Origin of the sequence: Agrobacterium sp. ST15.16.024 (genome assembly GCF_027956545.1) — a bacterium.
GTDB lineage: Bacteria > Pseudomonadota > Alphaproteobacteria > Rhizobiales > Rhizobiaceae > Agrobacterium > Agrobacterium cucumeris.
Genome location: NZ_JAQKGO010000006.1, coordinates 168,092 through 193,174, shown reverse-complemented (window position 1 = coordinate 193,174; position 25,083 = coordinate 168,092). Strand labels below are relative to the sequence as shown.

The window sequence follows — 25,083 nt, the reverse complement described above, 5'->3', positions numbered from 1 at the left end:
GGTCCTTTCCGCGTTCAGAAACGCGCCTTGATGCCGGCATAAAATCCGCGCCCGTCGCCCGGCAGATAGACCGCCTGACCGGCGCTTGCCTGGTCGAGAATGAGGGTGGATGAGGCGTAGGCCTTGTCGAAGACGTTGGTGACTGCGCCGTAGATCGAGAACCTGTCATTGACGCGATATTCGGTCTTGAGATCGACCACCGCATAGGGATCGGCATACATCGTATTCATGTTGTCGACCGGGGTTTTGGACGGCACCCATTGCAGCACCGCGCCGATATCCCATTGTTCGAAAATGACATATTGCAGGGCGAGATTGACGACATGGCGCGGCGCGCCGGCCAGTCGGTTGTCACCGCGCACCGGATCGTCGCGGAAGCGGAAATCCTGCAGCACATAGGCAAAGCGAGCGGTCAGCCCATCCAGCACCTCGCCGGAAACGCCAAGTTCAAGACCGGCATGCACGGTTTCATCCGCATTGAAAGCGGAGAGCAGCGAACCGCTGCTATCGCGCAGGCTGAGCAATTCGTTCTCCACCCAGGAGTAATACGCAGTGGCGTCGATATTCCACGAGCCACGCTCGCCGCGCCAGCCGATCTCGACCGTGGTCGCCGTCTGCGCCTCAAGATCGGGCGTCGAAAAGCCGGTGGGCGATGCATTCGGCGTGCCGCCGGTGGTGCCGAGAAGATCGTCATGGGTCGGCGGTTCGAAACTGCGGCTAACGGCGGCAAACAGCATGTTGTTATCGTCCGGGCGCCAGCTGATGCCGAGCGCCGGAGACCAGCCGCTATAGCTGTGCTCATAGCTCGTATCAACCGCAGCCACGGCAGAGGTGGCCGCGCCACCCGGTCCAAAGCTCAGCCTTGGCCGGGTTGCAGCCCGCCAGAGGTCGTCATTGTCGCGGGTGGCATGGGTGTAGGAAAGCGATGGCGACAGCGTCACCGTTTCGGAAAGCGGAATATTCAGCCCCGCATTCAAAGACAGCGTCGAAGCATCGAGATCATTGTTGGAAAAGGCCGGACCATCACCCCCTGCCCGGTTGATGTGATAGGTCCGTTCCGCCGAACCGACCGTATAGAGCGCCGAAGCTTCAAAAAGCGGTAGCAGGGCATCGGCATCGGGCTGGTAGGCATAACGCAGCAGCCCCGTCACATCGCCGCCATCCGTGCGCCGAACGCCGCTAGAGACCGGGAACCGGAACATATCCCTGGTGTAGGTGTAACCCAATCCGATATCGAAGAGATGATCGCCGAGTTCGATCGAGCTGCGCGAGCCGATGACGAACTGACTGGCTTCCCGGCGTGGCTTGTCACGCGTCACATTCGGGCCGAGGCTGGTTGGCGGACCGGGCGAAACCTGTCTGGGATCAGCATCCATGGCGCTTTTCGTCAGGGGTCCCGCCACGTCAAAACCCAGATCGGTATAGCTGGCAAAAACCCGCGTCTTGACCGCGTCCGACACCTCCGCCTCAATCACCCCGCCGACACTTACCCGGCGGGAATCATTGTAAACGCGATAACCGTCGCGACGGCTGACATCGGCATAAAAACCGGCGGCGAAGCGATCCGCATCAAAACCAGTGCGCAGCGAGGCATCTGCCTGACCGAAACTGCCGCCGCCGGCAGAAATGCTGGTTCCCTTCTCCACCGGCGAAGCAAAATTGATCGCCCCGCCCAGAACGCTGGCCCCCAGCCGGTTGGCGGTGTAACCGCGGTAAATTTCGATGAGGCTGGCCTGACCGGGATTGGCGAGCCCGACGATATAGGAACCATCGGCACGGTTGATCGGCAACCCGTCCTTCAGCACCAGAACCCCGCGTTCGACCGGGTTCTGCTGCAACCCAGAGCCCCTGATCTGAATGCGCGGCTGGTCATTGCCGCCGAAAAAGCGCTGCACCACCACGCCGGGCGCCGAAGCAAGCGCATCTGCAAGCGTCGGCACGGCCTTTGAGGTCGCTTCCTGCGGCTGGAGTGCGGAGACACCACCTGGAATGGCCTTCAGGCGCTGGCGCGCCTGCTCCACGCCATCCGCCCATCTCGCCCCCTCAACCGTGATCGTCTCCAGAACCGTGGTCGAGCCCGGTGTGGCAGATTGCGCAAGCGCAACACCGGAAACCCCTGCCATCAAACCCGTTGTTATCGTGAAAAACCCCGCCTTCAGCACCCGCATATGCCACCCCTTCAGTCATAACCTGCGTGTACCGGGGATGACATTTTGCAAGAACGGCCTCTTTGCGCTGGATCAAACAACACCAAAAACATGAGTTTTATTTACATGTTTTAAGAGACAGGGCGTCGCGCAGAATTCGCGATCCTTCCTGAGCGGCGGCGGCGATGTCGAGAAACATCAGGCTCGCCGTTTCGACGATGCCTTCATCGACCGTATCGTCCTCGGCAAAATCCGCCAGCATCTCGGTCAGAAGCCCGATCTTGCGCCGCTCCTCGCGGGCGGCGGCCAGAAACTTGACGATATTGCGCTGGCGCTCGAAGTCCTCAAGCTCGCGCAGCGCCTCATGGACCTTGTCGCGGCAACCGCAATCGAGTGCGCTCTGCAAAACCACGTTGCGCACCAGATGGATCGCAGCAGCGATATCCGCCCCGCCCGGCGCTGCCGCAGACAGCGATTGCGGCTCTTGCCTGTTCATCGTCATGCATTCACCCCATGCGCCGTGTTGCGGGCACGGGCGACCCAGGCCGCCCCTTCCTGCCCGTGGTGGAAACCATTGGAAAAAGGCACGTCCGGATAGATTTGCCCGAGACGTGCAAGACCATCTGCCGCATCCCGCCTGCCGGCCAGAACATCGTCATGGATCTGCGCCACCGCCACCATGTCGCAATCCTGTGGTGACAGCCGGAATCGGGCGATGCCAGCGACCGCCAGATCCTGCAATTCGCCAAGCAGCGACTGGCAGGTGTGCGACACCGTCTGTACGCCGTTCAGCGCCAGAAACGACTGCCGGTCAAGCGTGCGCACCGGTAATCCATCCGGGTCGTCACCGCAGACGAACTGGCAATTATCCTTGATATTGCCCTTGGCGCGGGCATGGGCGCAGCGTGCGGAGATGGCGAGCGGCAGGCGGCCGAAGGCGAAGACTTCGAACTTCACATCCGGTGTTTCCGCCACGATGCGCTCCACCGAAGTCACCGGCAGTTCCGGCGGCAGGCAGATGGCGCTTGCCCCACGCGAGGCGAGCAACCGCGCGGTGGCCGCATTATAGACATTCACCATCGGCCCGACGACATGCGGCGTGCCGTGCAACATGCCGAGCGCGGAAAGATCGTTCGCCTCGACCGGATAGGGGCTGTCGGCGATCAGGCCGCGCAGCTGGCGGCTTTCCCGTTCCAGCGTTATCAGTGAAAGCGTCGAGAGGATCACCTGCTTTCCGGCACTCTCCAGCCGCTCGATCACCTCGGCCAGATGCGGTTCGGTAAAATGAAACCGTTTGGAACAGACGGTTTCGCCGAGATAGACATGACTGACGGGCGCTTCATCGGCGATGCGGAAGTAAAAATCGCGCCATTTTTCGCCCTGCCAGAGATAGAGGACCGGGCCAAGCGCCAATGTGGCCTTTGCTGTGTGTGCCATCGCCATCATCTCCAGCGTTTCTCATAAGCGCCGACAGTTGTGCGCTGGCCTTCGCTTAACAGTCGCAGGCGTGAGAGCAGCCTTCCCCGCTCTTCGGCACTGGCGGCCAGCGCCCGGTGCAGGGTGGAAACCACTTCCGCCACATAGGCCTTGCCGCGCTGGCGGCCCTCGATCTTCAGCGCGCTGACCCCCGCTTCGCGCAGCGCATCGATCTGGTCCATCACATCAAGCGACACCGGGTCCTCAAAGGCATAGGACTTGTCATCGGCAATCTCGAAACGGCCCTTGCACAGCGTCGGATAACCCGCCGCTTCGCCTTCCGGAAAGCGGTTGATGGTGTAATCGCCGAGTTCCGACACCAGCTCCTGCTCGTCCTGCCGATAACGCACATGGCTTGCTGGCGAGCAGACGCCGTTCATGTTGGGGGATTTTCCGGTGGCGTAAGACGAGAGCGAGCAACGCCCCTCCGCCATGACGCAGAGGCCGCCAAACACGAAGATTTCGATTTCGCAGCGGATCTGCCGCGCCAGCCGGGCGATGTCGGAAATCGTCAGCGTGCGCGGCAGCACCACGCGTTTCGCGCCGAAGGCATCGACGAGAAAGTTCACAGCGTCCGCATTGGAGGCGGAGGCCTGCACGGAGACATGGATGCGCTGCTGCGGGTGGTGTTCCGCCACATGCGCCATCAGACCGAAATCGGCAAGGATAAGCGCATCCGCCCCCGCCTTCACGGCATCGGCCGCACCGCGATACCAGATATCCTCATTGCCCGCGCGCATGAAGGTGTTGAGCGCGACGAAAGTCTGGACGCCGCGCTTCTTCGCGTAGGCAATGGCTTCGGCAAGCTCTTCGCGGGAAAAATTGAGGCCGGGAAAATTGCGGGCATTGGTTTCATCGCGAAAGCCGCAATAGACCGCATCCGCCCCGGCATCTACGGCCTCGCGGAAGGCGGCGGGCGTTCCCGCAGGACAGATCAGCTCCACGCCGCACCTCCCCGTGTTTCCGAAAGAACATGGCCGCGCAGGCGGTTCGCAAGCCCCGTTACGACAGGCGCGAAAGGCCCAGCAAAGGCACCGAGATCGCGCGGCAGATCAATGCCGCTGTCATCGAGCGTATTGCGCAGTGCCAGCATCGCCTCCATGTCGCCGGTGACGCTGAGATCACGCGAAAAGAACAGCGCATCGGCATCCTGCCTGCCCTCCATCAGCGCCAGCAGCATGAAAAGCGGCCCTTCCACGGCAGCATCCACCTTCGGCAGGCGGCCCTTTCGGCTGACGGTGATGGCCGGACGCGCCGGCTCGACCATGAAAGCGAAGGGCAGATCGACAGGCAGAAAAGCGAAGCGCTTGCCTTTATGTTCACCCAGCCGGCCGAACAGGTCAGGGTGCCGTTTCATGATCTGCGCCAGCATCGCCGCCGTCGCTCGCTGCACCACGGCAAGGGGCAGAAAATTCATGGGGCGGGCGATGGCGGCGGGAAACGGTCTCATAAATGGTCCTGTCAGGTCAGTTGCGGGCAGGAACCTAACCGCAGCGCGCCAGCGCCGGTTTGAGCGAACGCAAAGACAGAGAGATTTTCGGGTGCGGCTTCACAAAAGCCGCTATAAATCATTCACTTGCGAAGCGAAGGAGGCCGCCCATGTCCGATATAAGGATCAAACGGATTTATGATGCCGCCAGCGATGATGACGGCGCACGCATTCTGGTGGACCGGCTGTGGCCGCGCGGCATGCGCAAGGAAACCGCACAGCTTTCGCTGTGGATGAAGGAAATCGCGCCCAGCAACGAATTGCGCAAGAATTTCTCGCATATGCCGTCGCGTTTTGCGGAATTCACCCGGCACTATCATGAGGAGCTGGCCGCCAATCCCGATGCCGTGGCGCGCATGAAGGAGCTGATGGCGAAGGGCCGCGTCACGCTGCTTTACGCCGCCCATGATACCGAACACAACCACGCCCTCGTTCTTGCCGACTATCTTCGTTCGCACTGAAGCCGCATTTGCGGCAGCGCAAGGACATGCCGCACCGCCACCGGCAAAAAGGCGGCATGAGAGACGAGAAAACAGAAACTAAACCCGCCCACGCAGCCGATCTGCGCAGTTTCGTACGGTTGCTGGAAGAACGCGGGCAGCTGCGGCGAATCCGCCAGCCGGTCTCACTGGTGCACGAAATCACCGAAATCCACCGCCGCGTGCTCGCCGATGGTGGGCCGGCGCTGCTGTTCGAGCAACCCGTCGACCATGAGGGCAAGGTGCGGGACATGCCGCTGCTTGCCAATCTCTTCGGCACGCGGCAACGCATCGAATGGGGTCTGGGGCTGGAAACGGGCGGCCTGCCAGCACTTGGACAAAAGCTTGCCGAATTGCGCGAGCCACGGCCGCCGAAATCCATGGCCGAGGCATGGGGTAAGCTGCCTTTGCTGAAGGCCGCACTGTCAATGCGGCCACGCAACGTCGCGCGCGCGCCGGTACAGGAAAAGGTACTGACGGGTGATGCAGTTGATCTTGCCCGCCTGCCGGTGCAATGGTGCTGGCCGGGCGAGCCGGCCCCGCTCATCACCTGGCCGCTGATCATCACCCGTTCGCCTGATGATCCCGACGATATCAATGTCGGCATCTATCGCACGCAGGTGCTGGGGCCGAACAGGGTGATCATGCGCTGGCTGGCGCATCGCGGCGGCGCGCAGCACCACCGGGTGTGGCAGGGACGCGGGCTGGATATGCCCGTAACCGTCGCTATCGGCACTGATCCCGCCACCATTCTTTCCGCCGTCATGCCGCTTCCCGAACATATCAGCGAGCTTGGTTTTTCCGGCCTGCTGCGCGGCTCGAAAAGCCGCATCGCGAAGGCCCTGACGGTGCCGATGCCGGTGCCCGCCAATGCCGAGATCGTGCTGGAAGGCACCGTCTCAGCAACGGAAACGGCACTCGAAGGCCCCTATGGCGACCACACCGGCTATTATAATTCCGTCGAAGCCTTTCCGATCATGACGCTGTCGGCCATCACCATGCGCCGCGACCCGATCTATCTTTCCACCTATACCGGCCGGCCGCCGGATGAGCCCTCGGTTCTCGGCGAAGCCATGCTCGAGATTTTCCTGCCGCTCGTCAAAAGGCAGTTTGCGGAAATCGTCGATCTGTGGATGCCGCCGGAGGCCTGTTCCTACCGCGTCATGGTCGTCTCCATCGACAAGCGTTATCCCGGCCAGGCAAAGCGGGTGATGATGGGCCTGTGGTCGATGCTGCCGCAGTTCAGCTATGTGAAGCTCATCATTCTGGTCGATCCCGACATCAATGTGCACAGCTGGGCGGATGTCATCTGGGCGCTTTCCACCCGTTTCGACGCTTCGCGCGATACAACGATCATCGACGATACGCCGATCGATTATCTCGACTTCGCCTCGCCGAAAACCGGCCTCGGCGGCAAGATGGGTCTGGACGCCACCCGCAAGCTTTCGCCGGAGACGGAGCGTGAATGGGGTCGCGTGCTCTCCATGACACCTGACGTCATCGCAAAGGTGGATCTGATGTGGCGTGATCTTGGCCTTGGAGAACGACCATGAACCTGTGCCGCGTCGTGGTCGGCGTCACCGGTGCATCGGGTGCCGGCATTGCGCTGCGCATCATCGAGCGTCTCGCCGACATGAAAATCGTCGAAATCCATCTCGTCCTGTCGCAATCCGCCAGACGCACCGTGCTGCATGAGGAAGGTGCGCAAGCCATGGGGCGGATGTTGTCGCTCGCCGGCGTCAATCATGCCATCGATGATATCGGTGCGGCAATCGCCAGCGGTTCCTTCCCGACGGCGGGCATGATCGTCGCGCCCTGCTCCATGCGGACGCTGGCCGCCATTGCGACCGGGCTTTCGGACAATCTTCTCACCCGCGCCGCCGATGTGCATTTGAAGGAACGCTGCAAACTGGTGCTGATGACCCGCGAGACGCCGCTGCATCTCATCCATCTGCGCAACATGTGCACTGTCACGGAGGCAGGCGCCATCGTCATGCCGCCGGTGCCGGCCTTTTATAACAGGCCGCAAAGCGTCCTCGATATTGTCGACCAGCTTGCCGCCCGCGCTATCGATCAGCTCGGCATCGCGCCCGCACCGCAAGCGCCGATATGGCAGCCGCATGTGGTGAAGACGTCGTGAGCGATCAGAAATAGGCCATGGGGTCTGCGCCAAAGAGCGCGGCATGGCCGCCGGCCAGCAGCCACCAGACCGTCAACCCTGTCAGCACCGCGGCTAGCAACATCGGCCCGTCCACGGCGAGGCGCGTTTTGCCGGAAAGGATTGCTGCGAAAGGGATCGTTGCGTTTTTAGCAGCCGCCGCGCTCCATGCATTACCCAGTCTTTTCCGCGCGCGTTTTTCGGTCATCGCCATCCCGCCAAGCGAAAACAGTGCAAAGCCGCCGAACAGGATGACGGAACGCAGGTCGCCATTCGGCACGACATGCCCCAGCGACCAGAACAGGAAACCGACAAGCACCGGATGCCGCGTGATGCGCACGATTGCCCCCGGTTTATCTCCCTGCCGCACGGAAATGGAAAGCGGATTGACGCTGAGAAGACCGGCCAGCACGAAAAACAGACCAATCGGCGCTGCCAGAAAGGTGACATGCGCCTGCCAGGGCGCGACATCCCAGAGCGGAATATAATCAACCGACAGCGCAGCATAAAACACCCAGCCCAGCGCCAGAAGCGAGACGACGGAATAAGCCCCGAAATAGGCGGGCCGGCCAATGGCCGTGATCAACCGGCCGCGCACGGCAGGTACGGCGGGAATGGAATGCAGCGCCACAAAAAGCGAAAGAGCGGCGACAAGTTCAAACATGCGACTGCTTTCTCACTGGTTCAGGAACAGCACCGAAGCAATGGCCACGGAGGCAAGCACGGCGGAAACCGCGCCCATGCGCTGCAACACACCCATACGGTACAACAGCACGGCAAAGCCAATGATAATAGGGGTTGCGACAATCAGCCCGACCTGCGCGTCGTTCATCGGAAGCTCCATTTTCCAGAGTTGCGCTTTGTCATGACAATAGGACTTTGCGCGCTCCCTTCTTTGACCGACCGCAAAGAAGCGGGGTTTGAGGACGCCTAAGCGTGGCTTGCTGTTTTACAATTACGGGCGAGGCCATGGCGATCAATACGGAAGAGGAAAGCGGAAACCTGCTTTTGTGGATTCTGGTCTGGAGCGAACTTGCCGCTTTCGGCGCGCTGACCGGCGCCTTCATCATTGCCTTCGCCCTCAACCCTGATGCGTTCGCCGCCGCGCGCCAACATCTGCAGCCACAACTTGCCGGCCTCAACACCCTGATTTTGCTGGCAAGCGGCTGGCAGGCGGCCGTCGCGGCCAGCCGCCACACGGCGCTGGCGGGCAAAAGGCTGGCGCTGGTCCTTGCCGGCCTGCTGGGTTTCGCTTTCGTCGGTGTGAAGCTCCATGAATATTCCACCGAAATCGCTTTCGCGTCCGACCCCGCCTATAGCGCTTTCTTCGAGCTTTATTTCCTGCTCACCGGTTTCCACCTGCTGCATGTCGTCTTCGTGGCCGTGCTGCTGCTTCTCGTCGCAGTCTTCCCGAAAAACGAGAACGTCACGCTGGTGACGACGCTGTGGCATGTCATCGATCTGGTCTGGATCGTCATTTTTCCCATCGTCTATCTGGTTTGACAGTCATGATCCACCGCACCTCCCGCCAGCTTGCAAGAAGTTTTGCAGTGCTCGCCATTCTTGTTCTCGCCGGTACGGCCGTCGTCACCTCGTGGAAGGCAGCGCTTCTGCCGCCGGTTGCCGTCGCCTGCCTGATGCTGCTTTTCGCGCTCATGAAATCCAGACGCGTCATCGACGACTTTCTGGGTTTTGGCGAAGAGCGAGGCCTGCTGCGCACGGCACTTCTGGCATGGCCCGCAATCTTCGCCGCCGCAGCCCTTTTGCGGGCGTTCCTGCAGGGCATTTTGTCGCTCTGAAAAGGCGGACCGCATCACCTCTCCACTTGTTTGCCAAATGGCAAAGAACGCCGGCGGCCAGCGGCTAGAAAGGCTTCAGACCCCACCGCATTCCGCCAGCCTGCTGGCAAATCCCGGCAAGAGGGTTCGATCAAGCCAGTCCGCATAAGCGGTCTTCCGGATGGAAAGGACCATTGGCATGGCAGAACGCCTGACCAAAACAGGAGCGCGAAACGTCTTTTACGGCGGCTCCATCTTCTTCTTCGCCATATTCGTCGGGCTGACCGCCCATAGCCATTATTACATGCGCACCACCTCGACGGATGAAAGCACGCTGACGGAAAGCGTCGCTCGCGGCAAACACGTGTGGGAGAAAAATTCCTGCATCAACTGTCACACGCTGCTCGGCGAAGGCGCCTATTTCGCGCCCGAACTCGGCAATGTCTGGAAGCGCTATGGCGGCGTGGAAGACAAGGAGACGGCGCGCGATTCCATCAAGGCCTGGATGGCCGCCCAGCCCACCGGCATCGAGGGCCGGCGCCAGATGCCGCAGTTCAATCTCACCGAACAGGAACTCGATGATCTCGTCGACTTCCTCGAATGGACGAGCCGGATCAAGACGCAGAACTGGCCGCCGAACGATGCGGGTTGAGGTTGACGGCAAGGAGATGACGAGATGAAATACCAGACGCAAAAAGTCGCCATGCTGTATTTTTACGGCGCAATCGGGCTGTTCGTGGCGCAGATCCTGTTCGGCGTCATCGCCGCGACGATCTACGTGCTGCCCAACACGCTTTCCGAGCTTCTGCCCTTCAACATCGTGCGCATGATCCACACCAATGCGCTGGTCGTGTGGCTGTTGATGGGCTTCATGGGCTCGACCTTCTATCTTCTGCCGGAAGAGACGGAAACGGAGCTTTACAGCCCCAAGCTCGCCATCGCCCAGTTCTGGATCTTCCTGGTGGCCGCCGCGGTTGCCGTGGTCGGTTATATGTTTCGCATCCATGAAGGCCGCGAATTCCTCGAACAGCCCTTCGCCATCAAGGTCGGCATCGTGCTTGTCGTTTTGATGTTCCTGTTCAACATCACCATGACGGCGCTGAAGGGCCGCAAGACCACCGTCATCAACATCCTGCTCTTCGGTCTCTGGGGTCTGGCGATCTTCTTCCTTTTCGCCTTTTACAACCCCATCAACCTGGCGCTGGACAAGATGTACTGGTGGTACGTCATTCATCTGTGGGTGGAAGGCGTGTGGGAACTGATCATGGCGTCGATCCTCGCCTTCCTGATGATCAAGCTCAACGGCATTGACCGCGAAGTGGTGGAAAAATGGCTCTATGTCATCGTCGGTCTTGCACTCTTCTCGGGCATCCTCGGCACCGGTCACCATTATTACTGGATCGGCGCACCGGGTTACTGGCAGTGGATCGGTTCGCTGTTCTCGACGCTGGAAGTGGCCCCCTTCTTCACCATGGTCATCTTCACCTTCGTCATGACCTGGAAGGCTGGCCGCAAGCATGAGAACCGCGCCGCGCTTCTGTGGTCGATCGGCTGCTCGGTCATGGCCTTCTTCGGTGCCGGCGTCTGGGGCTTCCTGCACACGCTGTCTTCGGTGAACTATTACACCCACGGCACGCAGCTTACCGCCGCTCACGGGCACCTCGCCTTCTTCGGCGCCTATGTGATGCTGAACCTTGCGATGATGGCCTATGCCATCCCCGAAATGAAGAAACGTGCGCCCTACAACCAGTGGCTTTCGATGACGAGCTTCTGGGTCATGTGCACGGCCATGTCGGTGATGACCTTCGCGCTCACCTTTGCCGGCGTGGTGCAGATCCAGCTTCAGCGGGTCATGGGCGAAAGCTTCATGGATGTGCAGGATCAGCTGGCGATCTTCTACTGGATCCGTCTCGGTTCTGGTTTCGCGGTTCTCATTTCGGCGGTCATGTTCATCTGGGCAATCCTGGTACCGGGCAAGCAGAAACAGGGCGACGTTGCCCGCCTCGTGCAGCCCGCCGAATGAGAAACGGACCGGCTCTCCTTTTCCCCCGGAGAGCCGGTTCCTTACCACCAACCATGGAGATGACCATGAATACGATTTTCCGCCCCGCGCCGCAGCCTTTGCCGGATGCGCCGTTCTACACCCCGCTCGGCAATGAATGCACACTGTTCGAAAGCGCCTGGGTGCGGCAATTGCCGCTGCTGCTGAAAGGCCCGACAGGCTGCGGCAAGACCCGTTTCGTCAGCCATATGGCAGCGAAACTCGGCCTGCCACTTTCCACTGTTTCGTGCCACGACGATCTTGCTGCCGCTGATCTGACCGGCCGTTACCTGCTGAAAGGCGGGGAAACCGTGTGGATGGACGGCCCGCTGACGAGGTCCGTGCGCCAGGGCGGCATATGTTACCTCGATGAGATCGTTGAGGCGCGCAAGGATGTGGCTGTCGTGCTGCATCCCCTCACCGACGATCGCCGCATCCTGCCGCTGGAGCGCACTGGCGAAGTGCTGGAAGCGCCCTCCGGCTTCATGCTCGTCGTGTCCTATAATCCCGGATACCAGAACCTTTTAAAGAGCCTGAAGCCCAGCACCCGCCAGCGCTTCGTCGCCATTGAATTCGATTTTCTACCCAAGGAGCAGGAAATCGCCGTCGTTTCGCATGAAAGCGGGCTGGATGCGCGCGATGTCGAGCCGCTCGTCGATCTTGCCCACCGGCTGCGCGGTCTGAAAGGCCACGATCTGGAAGAAGGCGTCTCCACCCGTCTGCTCGTCTATTGCGCCAGCCTCATCGATACCGGCCTTCCCGCCCGTCAGGCCGTGCGCGCGACCATGATCGAACCGCTGACTGACGAGCCGGATGTGAAGGCCGCGCTGCATGAAGTCGCGGATGCGATCATTCGATAGGCGCTTTGATATCCACACCGGATTGCGCGGCCCCGCGCGTTCCGGTCCGATGCCATGAGGATAAACCATGCTGGACTTTCTGGAACTGGAAGAAACCGTCGGCCGCGCCTGGCACAGGCTGATCGGCGAAACCGGCACATGGCTGCGCTTCCCGGATCACGCCGTGAAGCTGGAGGATATGCAGGCCGTACTGGCCATATGTTTTCGCGGTTTTGGCGGTGAACATGCGGTGCAGATCGCCCCGGCCCGCGCCCGCACTTCCAGCCACCGGCTGAGGCTGCGCCAGCGCATGGGTCTTGGCGAAGAGAAGCTCGCCCAGCCCGGACGTGATCATGCCACGCTGATGCTGCCGCCGGTGCTCGATCTGTTTCCCGACCGCCACCTCAATCGCGATCTTTATCTCTGGCTCGCTGCCGCCATGGCGATGATGCCGCTTGAACCGGTTGCGGCGGCAGATCCGTTGGGCAACGATCTTGCCCGGCTCGACCGCGCCGCAGAACTGGCAAAAGCCGTCATCCATGCCTTCCCCGGAATGAAGGCCCGTTATCGCCGGCTTTGCGCCGCGATGCTCGCGGTGCGCCAAAAACGGCCGCTGCCGCAGGCGGAGCAGCAGGTGGAACAACGGGTGCTGTCCATGCTCGCCAATGCGGCAGGGATCGAGGGCCATGCGCCACCCGCCGGTCTTCCGGAAAAAGCGCCGCCGCGCTACCTGCCGATGCTGCCGGTGCCGCTATGGCCGGACACGCTGCTGCGCGAAACATCCGAGGCCAGGCAGAGCGAAGACCAGCCGGCAGCGGGCGCCGCGCCGCAGGGCGCAGAAGCGGCCCGCCATATCGCCGTGCGCGAAAAGACCGAGAACCGCCAGACCGAACGCAGCCCCTTCATCCTCAACCGTTTCGAAAAAATCCTCGCCATGGCGGAGATGGTCAATGTCGACCGGCCGGGTGACGACAGCGACGATGCCGACGGCAGTGCGGCGGACGAGCTTGACGATATGACGCTGGGTGAAAGAAAGGGGCGGCCTTCCGCCCGCTTCCGCTTCGATCTCGACCTGCCGCCTGAAGCACTGAACCATACCCCGCTGACAGCGGAGCTGACCTATCCCGAATGGGATTATCGCAGCGGTACCTATCTCGCCGATCATTGCCGGGTCATCGCCGGTCCGGCGAAAGACGCCGAGACGGCACCGGAACCCGGCCCGGACACCAAGAGCCTTATCCGCCACGTCAGGCGGCAATTCGAGGTGCTGCGGCCACGCCACGAGATGCTGCGCGCCCAGCTTGACGGCAACGATCTCGATCTTGACGCCGTGGTTCGCGCCAGAAGCGATATCGCCGCCGGAGGACAGGGCAGCGACCGCATTCATATGGCAAGCCGCCCGCAGGCGCATGATCTTGCCGTAACGATCCTTGTCGATGTGTCGCTATCGACCGATGCCTGGTTCGACAATCGCCGGGTGCTCGATGTGGAGAAGGAAGCCCTGCTGGTGCTTGCCCACGGGCTTTCCGCCTGCGGCGACAGTCACTCCATCCTGACCTTCACCTCCCGCCGCCGTTCCTGGGTGCGGGTGGAAGCAGTGAAGGATTTCGATGAGCCGATGGGCCACACTATCGAGCGTCGCATCGCGGCGCTGAAACCCGGCTTCTACACCCGCATCGGCCCCGCCATCCGCCACGCCAGCGCCAAGCTGCGTGAAAGGCCGGAGCGCCGCAAGCTGCTTCTGCTGCTGACGGATGGCAAGCCGAACGATGTCGACCACTATGAGGGCCGCTTCGCCATCGAGGACAGCCGCCGCGCGGTCTCCGAGGCGCGACGCTCTGGCGTCAGCGTGTTCGGCGTAACGGTGGACAGCAAAGCGCAATCCTATATTCCGGCCATGTTCGGCCAGAACGGTTATGCCATCGTCAGCAGGATCGCCAAGCTGCCATCGGCGCTGCCGGCGATCTATCGCAGCCTTGCGGGCTGAACCATGTCAAACAGATGAACCTGACGAATCTCAGGTTTGTTTGCGCGGCGACAATGTCTCCCAACGGCACGGCGGATAGGTTTTTCCAGTCCGCCGGCCGGCCGCACCGCCGGACATTTCAGTATTCGCGGTCATGGAGCCAGCCTATGTCCGAAGCCCAATCCGCAACCAATATCGATGTGCGCATCATTCCGCACCGCGAACGCCATCCGCGCATTTTCGGTGCGCTCAGCGCATTGAATGAGGGGCAATCTTTGCAGATCACCAGCGATCACGATCCCCGTCCACTGCTTTACCAGCTGGCCACAAATTTCCCCGGCCAGTTCGGCTGGGAATATCTCGAACAGGGCCCGGAAGTCTGGCGTCTCGATATCGGCCGGCTGGAAGAACAGGCCGAAGGTTCCGAGGATGATATGTCCGGCTGCGAATGCTGCTGCGGATCCGAACATTGACCCCTGCCCCGGCGGTGTGGTGAAAAGACCTCTGGCGGATGGCCCTTGCCGCCGCCAGCCGACAGATGAGGTGATGCAATGACGGAAATGATCAGGGAACTCGATGTCCGGCCGCTTTTGCTGAGCGGCGGCGAGCCCTTTCCGGCCATCATGGAAGCCGTGGCCGGGCTTGCTCCCGGTGAGGCGCTGCGATTATACGCCGCCTTCCGGCCCGTTCCGCTGTTCAAGGTGATGGCCGAGCGCGGTTTCGACCATCAGGTCAGGGAAATCGGCGGCGGTGACTGGGAAGTGCTGTTTACGCCGCAATCCACTGAGACCGAACAGATTTCCGTGTCACCGGCGCTTGCGGGCAACGCCGAGGAGCCGCAGATATGGCCCGATCCGGTCATCTATCTCGATCTGAGCGACGAGACGGCCGAAGGCCAGGCGAGCCGCACGCTTGCCGCACTCGACCGTCTTCCGCCGGGTGCCGTGATCTTCGTGCTGATGCCGCAGGAGCCGACATTCCTTTACCCGGAACTTCTGGCCCGGGGTCATCAATGGGCCGGCAATTTCGACGAGGCGCGCACGGCGTTCCGCATCTTCATCCGCGCCGGTGCCGGCGCGCATTAAGCCATAAATCAAATTCCCCGAAACCGAACCGCCCCGGAAGTTGCTCCGGGGCGTTTCGTTTTAGCGGCGTCGCAAGCAATCTAGACTTTCAGCGGTTTGCGCTCGCGCATCAGGATCGGCCCATATTCAATGCAGAAGAGACCGAAACCCACGATCCAGAAGAGCGCCGAGCAAGCGTAGAGATGCATCATCGCACCGGGGAAGAACTCGGCTGCCGGTCTCAGCAGTGCGCAGGCGATCAGCGCGACATAAGCGGCAATGGTAACCCTGCTGGCCGCAAGCTTGCGTCCGGTATGGCCAAGGCTCGCTCTCGTCATGACAGCAAGCATCATGCAGCCGATAACGCCGACGGTGAAGACATGCAGGACGGAACGTGTGTCCATGACGTCAAGAGCCGCCAGCGCTATGGTAATGAAACCGACGGGGATGAAGGCGTAGGCGACATGCAGCACCACCAGCACCTGCTCCGGCCATGTCGTCCAGCCGCGCCAGCGGATCAGACGCACGGCGTGCATGAAAGCCGCCAGAAGCGCCGTTGGCACCGCCACGATGCTCTCAGGCTCTATCGTCCAGACGGCCAGCGCCGCGATGCCGGTGAGGATGGCGGCGGTATCGAAGCCGTTATAGGGCACCGGGAAATCCGTGCGGCCGAAACGGTTCAGCCAGTTGCGGGTAAAACTCGGCACGATGCGGCCGCCTACGATGATGACAAGAACCGTGTAGGCCGAGACCGCAAGGCGGGTCGCGATCAAGCTATGATCACCCCCAATCGCTGCAACATGGAATATGATGTTGGCAACGGAAAGCGCCAGCAGCCCGCCCAGCACCTTCAGGTCCTTCCATTTTCGCCCGGCAATGACCTCACGCGCGCAGATCGCCAGAAGTGCCGGCAGGAAAAGCCCGTCCACGGCTGCGGCAGTGACCACGCCCACATGGTCCGGCACAAGCAGGAAAAGCCGGCCGGCACACCAGAGCGCAAACAGCCACACCAAGGGTTTGCCCGACACCGGCAGCCGCCCCGTCCAGTTCGGCACGGCCGTCAAAAGAAAGCCGGCCAGCACCGCCGAGGCAAAACCGAACAGCATCTCATGGGCATGCCAGTTCGGTGCGCCGTAATCCCCGCCGAGGTCGATCAAGCCGGAAAGGGCTGCGATCCACAACACCATCGCCACGATGGCCCACAGGGCGCCACCGAGGAAAAACGGCCGGAAGCCGTACGAAAAGATAACCGGGCCGGTGCGCGCCAGCCCTCTTGGAATGCCGCCCTTTGGCCGGCTGCGCCCTTGGGTGAGAACGGTTTCGCTGCCACTCATTATAATGCTCCTTGCTTGGTCTTGACATATGTCTAGACGCAAGCCCGTCCGACTTCTTTGCGAACAGGCAAAGAGGCGGTGCGACGCTTCCACACCGGCCTTCAGCCGCCTGCCAAAATGTCGCAGGGTGCCGAAAGCGAAGTTTGCTCCATCTCAAATTGTATTTCCGCACCTCCGCTACAAATGCTGTGACAGAGCGAAACATGCTCTGCCCCAAGAGGGATAGGAGAAGAATGATGACGGAAACCTTCCACATCACACGGCGTAATATTCTCGCAGGCGCAGCATTTGCAGGGGCTATAGCTCCCGTCATCATGCCATCGGCAGCGAGCGCGGCAGAGGAAAAGAAGGCCGCAGCCAAGCCATTGACGAGCGCTGAGATTGCAGCGCTGCCTCGCGTAAAAGTTGATCTCGTCAAACCGCCCTTCGTGCATGTCCACACGCAGAAAGCCGAAGGCGGACCGAAGATCGTCGAGTTCACGCTTACGATCAAAGAGCAGAAGATGATCCTCGACGACAAGGGCACCGAGGTCCACGCCATGACCTTCAACGGTTCGGTTCCCGGGCCTCTGATGGTGGTGCACCAGGACGACTATGTCGAACTGACCCTTATCAACCCCGATACCAATGAGCTGCAGCACAATATTGATTTCCACTCGGCCACCGGCGCGCTCGGCGGCGGCGGGCTCACCATCGTCAACCCCGGTGAAAAGGCGATCCTGCGCTTCAAGGCCACCAAGGCCGGCGTCTTCGTCTATCACTGCGCACCTCCCGGCATGGTGCCGTGGCACGTCACCTCGGGCATGAATGGCGCGATCATGGTACTGCCGCGTGAGGGCCTGACGGACGGCCACGGCAAGGAGCTTGTTTATGACAAGATCTATTATGTCGGCGAGCAGGACTTTTACATCCCGCGCGACGAGAACGGCAATTTCAAGAAATATGAAAGCGCCGGCGATGCCATGGCCGATACGCTGGAAGTGATGCGCAAGCTGACACCGAGCCACATCGTCTTCAATGGCGCAGTGGGCGCCCTGACCGGGGAACATGCCCTTCAGGCCGCCGTTGGCGAGAAGGTGCTGATCGTCCATTCGCAGGCAAACCGTGATACCCGTCCGCACCTCATCGGCGGCCATGGCGATTATGTCTGGGCAACGGGCAAGTTCCGCAACCCACCGGATCTCGACCAGGAAACCTGGTTCATTCCCGGCGGCACGGCGGGTGCGGCCTTCTACACCTTCGAGCAGCCCGGCATCTACGCTTATGTCAACCACAACCTCATTGAGGCCTTCGAGCTGGGTGCAGCCGCCCACTTCAAGGTGACGGGTGAGTGGAACAACAGCCTGATGCAGGCGGTGCTTGCCCCCTCGAGCATCTGACACAAACGGGAGCGCGCCGCCGCCAGCGGTCGCGGCGCGCTTCCCCTTCTGCTATGCGGCCTGAAAGCAGGCCCGAACTTTGGCGTCTTCTTGACGCAGGCAGGTTCACATGGGCATTCCCGGCAACAGCCACTTCCCAAATGCCGTCTCGCTTCTTCTCCCGCTCTCGATTGCAACACTGCTGGCAACGGCCATCGGTTTCCAGTCCGGGATCATCCGCAGCGGTGCTGATGACCGCGCGGCCATGATGGCTCCACAGGTCGTTACAGTGCCTGCCGGACATTTCACCTATCGGGCGGAGGGCGAATATTTCCGCAATGGTTATGCCGTCGATGGGCCGATGGTCGACGTGGCGGTGCGACAAAATCTGACGATCATGAAATATCAGGTGTCGAGCGCAGATTATGCGCGCTGCGTTGCGGAAGGCGGCTGCCAGCAGCCGGAACCCGGCTTTGCCGCTCCGGTCGGCGGCGAGATACCGGCAACCGGCATCAGCCAGGACGACGCCCACGCCTATGGAAAGTGGCTGAGCGAGCAAACCGGCACTGTCTGGCGCCTGCCGAGCGACGCCGAACTTGCCTTTGCCGCCGGCTCGCTTTTCCCGGATGAGACGCTGGGTGTCGCCGCGGACAGTGAAAATCCGGCTTTGCGCTGGCTGGCGGATTACGAGCGGCAGACCAGCCGCAGGGCCTCGGGCAACCCCGTTCCGCAATCCTATGGCAGCTTCGGCGAAAACGAATATGGCCTTGCCGATTTCGGCGGCAATGTCTGGGAGTGGACGTCGAGCTGCAGCCACCGTGTGACACTTGGCAAGGATGGTGAGGCGATCGATAGCGTCGCCTCCTGCGGTATCCCGGTCGCTTCGGGAAAACACCGGGCGGCGATGAGCGCCTTCGTCAAAAACCCGAAAAGCGGCGGCTGCGCCGTTGGCGTACCGCCTGATAATCTCGGGTTCAGGCTCGTGAGAGACACGCGCTGGTACGCGCCGCTTCTCGAAAAGCTTCGTGCCACCACCCTGTTTTCTTGACAATCATCAATTAAAACAAACGCTTGATTCATATCATTTGATCTTCTGCCGCCGGTGATAGTGCTGTATGCTGACAATACAGAAAAGGCCGATCCCCGATTGCCACTGCAATCACCTCGAGGATCGTCCGATCACCGGAGAGGGTGCAAGTGAAGATTGACCGAAGCGTCATCCGGTCGCTGGCCTTGTTTGCCAAGATGGCCGACGATGAGCTGGACGGACTGCTGACCCACGCCACATCCCGGCTGGTGCCGCCGGGCGAAGCCATTTTCGAGCAGGGCCAGTCGGCAACGCATTTTTTCCTGCTTATCCACGGCCGCCTGAAGGTGACGCAGGTGACGCATGACGGCCAGCAGATCATCGTGCGCGTGGTGCATCCCGGTGATCTCTTCGGTTTCGCAAGAGCACTGCAACGGTCCGATTATCCCGGCACCGCCACGACGGCGGCCGAAAGCGTCATCCTGTCATGGCAGACGGACCTCTGGCCGCAATTCGTCGAACAGAACCCGCATCTTGCCGTCTCCGCCATGCAGACGATCGGCCAGCGTCTCGAGGAAGCCCATACGCGCATCCGCGAAATGTCGACGCAGGAAGTGGAGCGCCGGGTGGCCCATGCCGTACTGCGCCTTTCGCAGCAGGCGGGCCGCAAGGAGGAAGACGGCATCCGTATCGACTTCCCCATTTCCCGTCAGGATATCGCCGAAATGACCGGCACCACACTGCACACCGTCTCCCGCATCCTCTCCAGCTGGGAGAGCAAGGGGTTGGTGCAGGGCGGGCGGCAGAAGCTCCTGGTTTGCAATCTGCCGGGGCTTGCTCAGTTGGCAGAGGGCGAAACCAGCCAGGTGTAAGGGCGTACTGCCGACCTCCACGTACTCCGCTTTTCGCTGTCACTCGGCCGGCTTCGAAGCCGCGCTTTCGATATAGGCTATGAGATTGTCCAGATCCTCCGGCTTGCTGATGCCGGCCAGCGCCATCTTGTTTCCGGGTATTTTCTTTTTCGGCGCGCTCAGGAAATCCCGCAATTCTTCGGGCGTCCAGACAAGACCGTCCTCGCCCGCTTTTTTCATCGCTGCCGAATAATTATAGTCCGCCACGCCGCCTGCTGCGCGGCCGATGATGCCGTTAAGCTGCGGACCGACCCTGTTTTTCGCGCCCTCGCCAATGGCGTGGCAGGCGGAACAGCGTTTGAAGGCCGCCTCTCCCTTGGCGACATCGCCTTCCGAGAGAGCGGGAATGGCGCTTGCAGTCAGCATTGCCGCCGCGATGATTATTGTCTTGCGCATCGTGTCATCCTTGTCTTGCCGCATAAATACGGCCCGCCCGCAAAAGCGGACGGGCCGGAGGTCGCTCTGTTCAGGTCGTGCCCCAGGCGGGCGTGCCCTTTTTATAGGGAACGCGGTCTTCGAAACCACCGGGAATCTCGTCGTAGACGAGCACTTCCGTGGCGCCGATCTTCGAGGTGAAGAAGCCGAGCAGCGTCAACTGCTTGACCAGCGTGAAGGCATGCGGTTTTGCCGGCGTCTGTTCCGCCTTGGCCTGCTTGTCCAGCGCGGCGAGCAGCGCCTGCCGCTGTTCTGCCGTCAGCTCCAGAAAGCCCTTCTTGTGGTCGGTCTGGCTGCGCTTCTCGATATCGGAAATTGCCGAAAGGAAGAGCGTCCGTTGTTCGTCAGTGTAACAATCGGCCGCATAGACGGCCATGAATGCTCCCACTTCAGCATCCTTCGCACCCGGCGTGGAGGTGCGGGGAATGATGGTTTCCGCCACCTCGTCCATAAACCGGATTTCTTCCGCGGTGAAGACATGAACACCACCGGCTGGTTTGGTGGCGTTTTCCGCGGCCGTCAGAACATCCGCGCCGATCAGCGGAAGACCCGTGGCAATGGCTATCAGTTTCAGCAGTTCGCGTCTGTTCATCACAGGTTCCCCTTCTTGCGTTCGGAAACGGCAAAATCGGCAGCACGCGCCGTCAGCGCCATGTAGGTCAGGGACGGGTTGACGCAGGAGGCCGAAGTCATGCACGCGCCATCGGTGACAAAGACGTTGGGCGCATCCCAAACCTGATTGTTGCCGTTGAGGACGGAGGTTTTAGGGTCGCGCCCCATGCGAGCAGTTCCCATTTCATGGATGCCCATGCCGGGGGCGTAACTGCCCCGCGACGGCTTGACATTCTTGATGCCGACCGCCTCGAACATCTCGACGGCGTCATTGACCATGTCTTCGCGCATATCGAGTTCGTTCTGCTTCATCTCGACATTCATTGACAGGACCGGCAGGCCCCACTTGTCCTTCTTGTCTTGATCCAGTTTCACGCGGTTCTCATGATAGGGCAGCATTTCACCGAAGGCGGTCATGCCGATGGTCCAGCCACCGGGCTCTGTCAGCGCCTCCTTGTAATCGGCACCGATATTGAGTTCGGCGATTTCCCGCTCCCAGCGCGAACGGCTGGCCGAGCCCTGATACCCGAAACCGCGCAGATATTTGCGCTTGTCGTCGCCGGTGTTGCGGAAACGCGGAATGTAGAAGCCCGCCGGGCGGCGGCCCTTGAAGTAGAAATCCTCGAAACCTTCCACCTGGCCGGTGGCGCCCATGCGGAAATGGTGGTCCATCACGTTATGGCCGAGTTCGCCCGAACTGCTGCCGAGTCCGCCTTCCCAGACATCGGTGGCCGAGTTCATCAGCACCCAGGTCGAGTTCAGCGTCGAAGCGTTGAGGAAAATGATGTCGGCGGTATATTCATAGGTCAGGTTCGTCTCGGCATCGATGATCTCGACGCCACGCGCCTTCTTTTTGTCCTTGTCGTACAAGATTTCCTTGACGATGGAGAAAGGCCTGAGCGTCAGATTGCCGGTGGCGACCGCCGCAGGCAGGGTCGAGGCCTGCGTGCTGAAATAGCCGCCGAAGGGACAGCCCAGCCGACACTTGTTGCGGAACTGACAGCGCGTGCGCTCCTGATCGGGAAGCTCCTGGGTGATGTTGGCGCAACGCGAGTTGATGAGGTGGCGCGTGCCATTGAACGCCTTCTTCAGCCGGCTTGCGACATCCTGCTCGACGAAATTGAGCGGAATGGGCGGCAGGAATTCGCCATCGGGAAGAATATCCAGCCCCTCACGGCTGCCGGAGATACCGGCAAAACGCTCGACATAATCATACCAGGGAGAAACATCCTCATAGCGGATGGGCCAGTCAACGGCGATACCGTCTTTCGCATTGGCCTCGAAGTCGGTCTGCGACCAGCGATAGGTCTGGCGTCCCCAGAGCAGCGAGCGACCGCCGACGTGATAACCGCGGAACCAGTCGAAGCGCTTTTCTTCGACATAGGGCGTTTCCTGCTCATCGGCCCACATGCCGAGCGTTGCTTCCTCCAGCAGGTAGTCACGGCTGAGAACGGGGTATTTCGCCTTCATCTCCTGCGTGGCGCGGTTGCGGTGGGGGTAATCCCAGGCCTCCTTGTCCGCATTCTGATAGTCGGTGATGTGCTCGATGTTCCGGCCGCGCTCCAGCATCAGAACCTTCAGGCCCTTTTGCGTGAGTTCCTTCGCGGCCCAGCCTCCACTGATGCCCGAGCCGACAACAATCGCATCATAATGATTGTTTGCCATGATAACTCCTCCGATGTGACGTGGAAAAAACGACAAGACGAAGCACTTCCCGTCGCGGTGCGGCGGAAACTGGTCATGCGTCTGTCGAACCTCATGCGCCCCGGCGAAACCGGCCGCCGGGGAGCGGTTCTGGTTTTACTGGCAGTGATTACTGAAGGGTCGGCAGGCGTTCATTGAGGAACGCATTGCCCTTGGTCACGACGGCTTCGGCATCGAGCGGAAGGTCGTGCTCAAGAATGAACCACTTGACGCCGGCCTGCTTGGCCGCCGGCAGAATTGCCTTCCAGTCGAGAACGCCGGTGCCGAGCGTGGCAAAGCCGCGCTCGTTTTCCGCCGTGCCCGCAGGCGCGTTGTCCTTGGCATGGATGGCAAATACCCGGCCCTTCAAGGTGCCGAGGAACGCGGCCGGATCATTGCCGCTGCGCGCCACCCAGGCGACATCGAGCTCGCTCTGCAGTTTCGGGCCGGCAGCATCGAGCAGCAGCTCAAGCGCCGTCTTGTCATCGAATTTGACCATTTCAAAGTCATGATTGTGGTAGGCCATGGAGAGGCCCGCCGCAGACAGCTTGTCCGCATATCCGCCGAGTTCCTTGCCGAAGGCGGTCCAGCCTGCGGCGTCCTTCGGGCGGTCTTCCGGCTTCAGGAAAGGCACGGTGACAACAGGATTGCCGACGGCTTTCTGCTCGGTGATGACCTCATCGAGGTTGCCACGCAGCTTGTCGATCGGCACATGCGAGGAAATGACCTTGATCTTGTGCTTTTCCAGAAGCGCGTTCAGCTCGCTGGCACTGACCTTCTGCATATCCACCGTTTCAACTGCCGAAACGCCGGCGCGGTTGAGAATGGCAAGCTGCTCCTCAAGCGTTCCCGCGTTGCGCAATGTGTACATCTGCGCGGCTATCGGCAGCGTCTTACTGTCTGCGGCCAGAACCGGGTTCGTGATGCCGGCCGCCAGTGCGACGACGGCTGCCATCTTCACGAATTTTGACTTGAACGTTTTCAAACGCGTAACTCCCTTTCCGTTTGATCAATGTGACGACACGTGTGCCCACGCCTTTCCCGGCCTCCTGGCCAGGTTATGCCGGGCACCACCTCCTGTGCCCTGCGTCGTCCGTCCTCGATAAGCGATGATCTAGATGTCGATCCCTACCCAGGAAGAGGTCCGACTGGACCGCACGGCCGCATCGATGAATGCGAGACCCGCAAGGCCGTCCTCTATGCCGGGGTAAATCACATCCCCGGCGGCTGTCTTTCCCTCCCTTTTTGCGATGATTGCATCTGCGGCTTCACGGTAAATCGTCGCAAAACCCTCGAGATATCCCTCTGGGTGTCCGGATGGCACGCGGCTGACACGGTTGGCGGCAGCACCTGCGCCTGCGCCGTTGCGGGTGATAAGCCGCTTAGGTTCGCCATAAGGCGTGAACCACAGCTCGTCCGGCACCCGGTGGTGCCATTCAAGCCCGCCTTTATCGCCATAGACCCGCAGCGACAGCGCGTTTTCATTACCGACCGCGATCTGGCTCGCCCAGAGCATCCCCTTGGCGCCGCTTTCATAACGCAGCAGAATATTGGCGCTGTCATCCAGCTGCCGGCCTGGAACGAACGACGTCAGATCGGCATAAAGGCTTGTCGGGATTTCGTCCGTGACGAAGGCAGCGGCGTTAAAGGCATGGGTGCCGATATCGCCGATTGCCCCGCCGGCGCCGGAGCGGCTGGGGTCGGTGCGCCATTCCGCACCCTTTGCACCCGTCTTTTCGACGGCTTCCGTCAACCAGTCCTGCGCATATTCGGCCTGAACGTGGCGCAGCTTGCCGATGGCTCCATCAGCGATCATCTCGCGCATCTGCCGCAACATCGCGTAGCCGGTGTAGTTATGCGTCAGGATGAACACCCTGTCGGACGCCCTGACGATCTCGGCCAGCGCCTTCGCCTCTTCCAGCGTCGCGGTCACCGGCTTGTCGCAGATGACGTGGATGCCGGCGTCGAGAAATGCCTTGGACGGAGCAAAATGCAGATGGTTGGGGGTGACGATGGCGACCGCCTCGATGCCATCTTCCCGACCAGCCTCGGATGCCGCCATTTCCTCGAACGAGGCATAGGAGCGCTCCGGCGCGATGCCGAGCAGGGTTGCCGAAGCGCTAGCACGCGCGGGATCGGAGGAAAGCGCGCCGGCCACCAGCTCGTAACGGTCATCCAGCCGGGCCGCGATGCGATGCACCGCACCGATAAAGGCGCCCTGACCACCACCGACCATGCCGAGACGGATACGGCGGCTATCGAATTTATTTGTAGCGGAGGACATGG

At 61.1% G+C, this 25,083-nt stretch carries 27 protein-coding genes; 14 read left to right on the top strand and 13 right to left on the bottom strand.

Going from position 1 to position 25,083, the window contains the following annotated elements:
- Window positions 1-14 precede the first annotated feature (14 nt).
- The 5 genes from PL640_RS18605 to ubiT form a co-directional block, all read right to left on the bottom strand.
- Window positions 15-2,168, bottom strand: a complete 2,154-nt coding sequence (locus PL640_RS18605; protein ID WP_271362995.1) for a TonB-dependent receptor family protein — start codon at window positions 2,166-2,168, stop codon at window positions 15-17.
- 97 nt (window positions 2,169-2,265) lie between these two features.
- The gene (locus tag PL640_RS18600) at window positions 2,266-2,649 is read right to left on the bottom strand and encodes a hypothetical protein (RefSeq protein WP_271362994.1); all 384 of its coding nucleotides are present in this window, start codon (window positions 2,647-2,649) and stop codon (window positions 2,266-2,268) included.
- A complete protein-coding gene (gene ubiV, locus PL640_RS18595; protein ID WP_271362993.1) occupies window positions 2,646-3,584 on the bottom strand; it encodes a ubiquinone anaerobic biosynthesis protein UbiV in 939 nt (312 codons plus the stop codon). Before ubiV ends, PL640_RS18600 begins: the two co-directional genes overlap by 4 nt.
- Before the next feature lie 5 nt (window positions 3,585-3,589).
- Window positions 3,590-4,567, bottom strand: a complete 978-nt coding sequence (gene ubiU, locus PL640_RS18590) for a ubiquinone anaerobic biosynthesis protein UbiU (RefSeq protein WP_271362992.1) — start codon at window positions 4,565-4,567, stop codon at window positions 3,590-3,592.
- Window positions 4,558-5,073, bottom strand: coding sequence for a ubiquinone anaerobic biosynthesis accessory factor UbiT (gene ubiT / locus PL640_RS18585; RefSeq protein WP_271362991.1), 516 nt, complete (start codon window positions 5,071-5,073; stop codon window positions 4,558-4,560). The genes ubiU and ubiT overlap by 10 nt, the downstream gene beginning before the upstream one ends.
- A 149-nt stretch (window positions 5,074-5,222) precedes the next feature.
- On the opposite strand from ubiT, the gene PL640_RS18580 reads away from it, so the two are divergent.
- The 3 genes from PL640_RS18580 to PL640_RS18570 are packed head-to-tail and all read left to right on the top strand — an operon-like array spanning window position 5,223 to window position 7,731.
- A complete protein-coding gene (locus PL640_RS18580; protein WP_080830320.1) occupies window positions 5,223-5,573 on the top strand; it encodes a DUF488 domain-containing protein in 351 nt (116 codons plus the stop codon).
- Between the two features lie 56 nt (window positions 5,574-5,629).
- Window positions 5,630-7,144: a UbiD family decarboxylase gene (locus PL640_RS18575; protein ID WP_271362990.1), complete on the top strand. Its 1,515-nt coding sequence runs from the start codon at window positions 5,630-5,632 to the stop codon at window positions 7,142-7,144.
- 2 nt (window positions 7,145-7,146) lie between these two features.
- Window positions 7,147-7,731 (top strand): UbiX family flavin prenyltransferase, encoded by a 585-nt coding sequence (locus tag PL640_RS18570; protein WP_271363046.1) that lies wholly within the window; start codon window positions 7,147-7,149, stop codon window positions 7,729-7,731.
- 4 nt (window positions 7,732-7,735) lie between these two features.
- On the opposite strand, the gene PL640_RS18565 is transcribed toward PL640_RS18570, so the two are convergent.
- A complete protein-coding gene (locus tag PL640_RS18565) occupies window positions 7,736-8,413 on the bottom strand; it encodes an NnrU family protein (protein ID WP_271362989.1) in 678 nt (225 codons plus the stop codon).
- A gap of 12 nt (window positions 8,414-8,425) precedes the next feature.
- Window positions 8,426-8,581, bottom strand: a complete 156-nt coding sequence (locus PL640_RS18560; protein ID WP_003520964.1) for a hypothetical protein — start codon at window positions 8,579-8,581, stop codon at window positions 8,426-8,428.
- Window positions 8,582-8,718: 137 nt separating this feature from the next.
- Between PL640_RS18560 and PL640_RS18555 the strand changes: the two genes are divergently transcribed.
- The 8 genes from PL640_RS18555 to PL640_RS18520 all read left to right on the top strand — a co-directional run bounded on the left by PL640_RS18555 (window position 8,719) and on the right by PL640_RS18520 (window position 15,458).
- Window positions 8,719-9,252: a cytochrome c oxidase subunit 3 gene (locus PL640_RS18555; protein ID WP_271362987.1), complete on the top strand. Its 534-nt coding sequence runs from the start codon at window positions 8,719-8,721 to the stop codon at window positions 9,250-9,252.
- 5 nt (window positions 9,253-9,257) lie between these two features.
- On the top strand, window positions 9,258-9,548 hold the full coding sequence (locus tag PL640_RS18550) for a hypothetical protein (protein WP_162936922.1): 291 nt from the start codon (window positions 9,258-9,260) through the stop codon (window positions 9,546-9,548).
- A gap of 178 nt (window positions 9,549-9,726) precedes the next feature.
- On the top strand, window positions 9,727-10,179 hold the full coding sequence (locus PL640_RS18545) for a c-type cytochrome (protein ID WP_046800955.1): 453 nt from the start codon (window positions 9,727-9,729) through the stop codon (window positions 10,177-10,179).
- Window positions 10,180-10,203: 24 nt separating this feature from the next.
- Entirely contained in the window at window positions 10,204-11,550 is a 1,347-nt protein-coding gene (locus PL640_RS18540; protein WP_110758675.1) for a nitric-oxide reductase large subunit, read from the top strand.
- A 65-nt stretch (window positions 11,551-11,615) separates the two neighbouring features.
- A complete protein-coding gene (locus PL640_RS18535; RefSeq protein ID WP_153515871.1) occupies window positions 11,616-12,428 on the top strand; it encodes a CbbQ/NirQ/NorQ/GpvN family protein in 813 nt (270 codons plus the stop codon).
- A gap of 67 nt (window positions 12,429-12,495) precedes the next feature.
- A complete protein-coding gene (locus PL640_RS18530; RefSeq protein WP_271362986.1) occupies window positions 12,496-14,394 on the top strand; it encodes a nitric oxide reductase activation protein NorD in 1,899 nt (632 codons plus the stop codon).
- Between the two features lie 146 nt (window positions 14,395-14,540).
- On the top strand, window positions 14,541-14,846 hold the full coding sequence (locus PL640_RS18525; RefSeq protein WP_271362985.1) for a DUF2249 domain-containing protein: 306 nt from the start codon (window positions 14,541-14,543) through the stop codon (window positions 14,844-14,846).
- 78 nt (window positions 14,847-14,924) lie between these two features.
- The gene (locus tag PL640_RS18520) at window positions 14,925-15,458 is read left to right on the top strand and encodes a DUF2249 domain-containing protein (RefSeq protein WP_271362984.1); all 534 of its coding nucleotides are present in this window, start codon (window positions 14,925-14,927) and stop codon (window positions 15,456-15,458) included.
- 80 nt (window positions 15,459-15,538) lie between these two features.
- Here PL640_RS18520 and PL640_RS18515 read toward each other — a convergent pair whose 3' ends face one another.
- Window positions 15,539-16,771, bottom strand: a complete 1,233-nt coding sequence (locus PL640_RS18515) for an NnrS family protein (protein ID WP_271362983.1) — start codon at window positions 16,769-16,771, stop codon at window positions 15,539-15,541.
- Between the two features lie 236 nt (window positions 16,772-17,007).
- On the opposite strand from PL640_RS18515, the gene nirK reads away from it, so the two are divergent.
- From nirK to PL640_RS18500, 3 genes are all read left to right on the top strand, one after another.
- Complete coding sequence (gene nirK, locus PL640_RS18510; protein WP_142842899.1) at window positions 17,008-18,150, top strand: copper-containing nitrite reductase; 1,143 nt, start codon at window positions 17,008-17,010, stop codon at window positions 18,148-18,150.
- 109 nt (window positions 18,151-18,259) lie between these two features.
- Window positions 18,260-19,177: a formylglycine-generating enzyme family protein gene (locus PL640_RS18505; RefSeq protein ID WP_271362982.1), complete on the top strand. Its 918-nt coding sequence runs from the start codon at window positions 18,260-18,262 to the stop codon at window positions 19,175-19,177.
- Window positions 19,178-19,326: 149 nt separating this feature from the next.
- Window positions 19,327-20,028, top strand: coding sequence for a Crp/Fnr family transcriptional regulator (locus tag PL640_RS18500; protein WP_080820468.1), 702 nt, complete (start codon window positions 19,327-19,329; stop codon window positions 20,026-20,028).
- Window positions 20,029-20,067: 39 nt separating this feature from the next.
- Here PL640_RS18500 and PL640_RS18495 read toward each other — a convergent pair whose 3' ends face one another.
- From PL640_RS18495 to PL640_RS18475, 5 genes are all read right to left on the bottom strand, one after another.
- Window positions 20,068-20,463 (bottom strand): c-type cytochrome, encoded by a 396-nt coding sequence (locus tag PL640_RS18495; protein ID WP_271362981.1) that lies wholly within the window; start codon window positions 20,461-20,463, stop codon window positions 20,068-20,070.
- Between the two features lie 70 nt (window positions 20,464-20,533).
- Complete coding sequence (locus tag PL640_RS18490; RefSeq protein ID WP_271362980.1) at window positions 20,534-21,094, bottom strand: gluconate 2-dehydrogenase subunit 3 family protein; 561 nt, start codon at window positions 21,092-21,094, stop codon at window positions 20,534-20,536.
- A complete protein-coding gene (locus PL640_RS18485; protein WP_271362979.1) occupies window positions 21,094-22,779 on the bottom strand; it encodes a GMC oxidoreductase in 1,686 nt (561 codons plus the stop codon). Before PL640_RS18485 ends, PL640_RS18490 begins: the two co-directional genes overlap by 1 nt.
- Window positions 22,780-22,927: 148 nt before the next feature.
- Complete coding sequence (locus PL640_RS18480; RefSeq protein ID WP_271362978.1) at window positions 22,928-23,782, bottom strand: sugar phosphate isomerase/epimerase family protein; 855 nt, start codon at window positions 23,780-23,782, stop codon at window positions 22,928-22,930.
- A gap of 129 nt (window positions 23,783-23,911) precedes the next feature.
- Window positions 23,912-25,081: a Gfo/Idh/MocA family protein gene (locus tag PL640_RS18475; protein WP_271362977.1), complete on the bottom strand. Its 1,170-nt coding sequence runs from the start codon at window positions 25,079-25,081 to the stop codon at window positions 23,912-23,914.
- Between the last annotated feature and the right edge of the window lie 2 nt (window positions 25,082-25,083).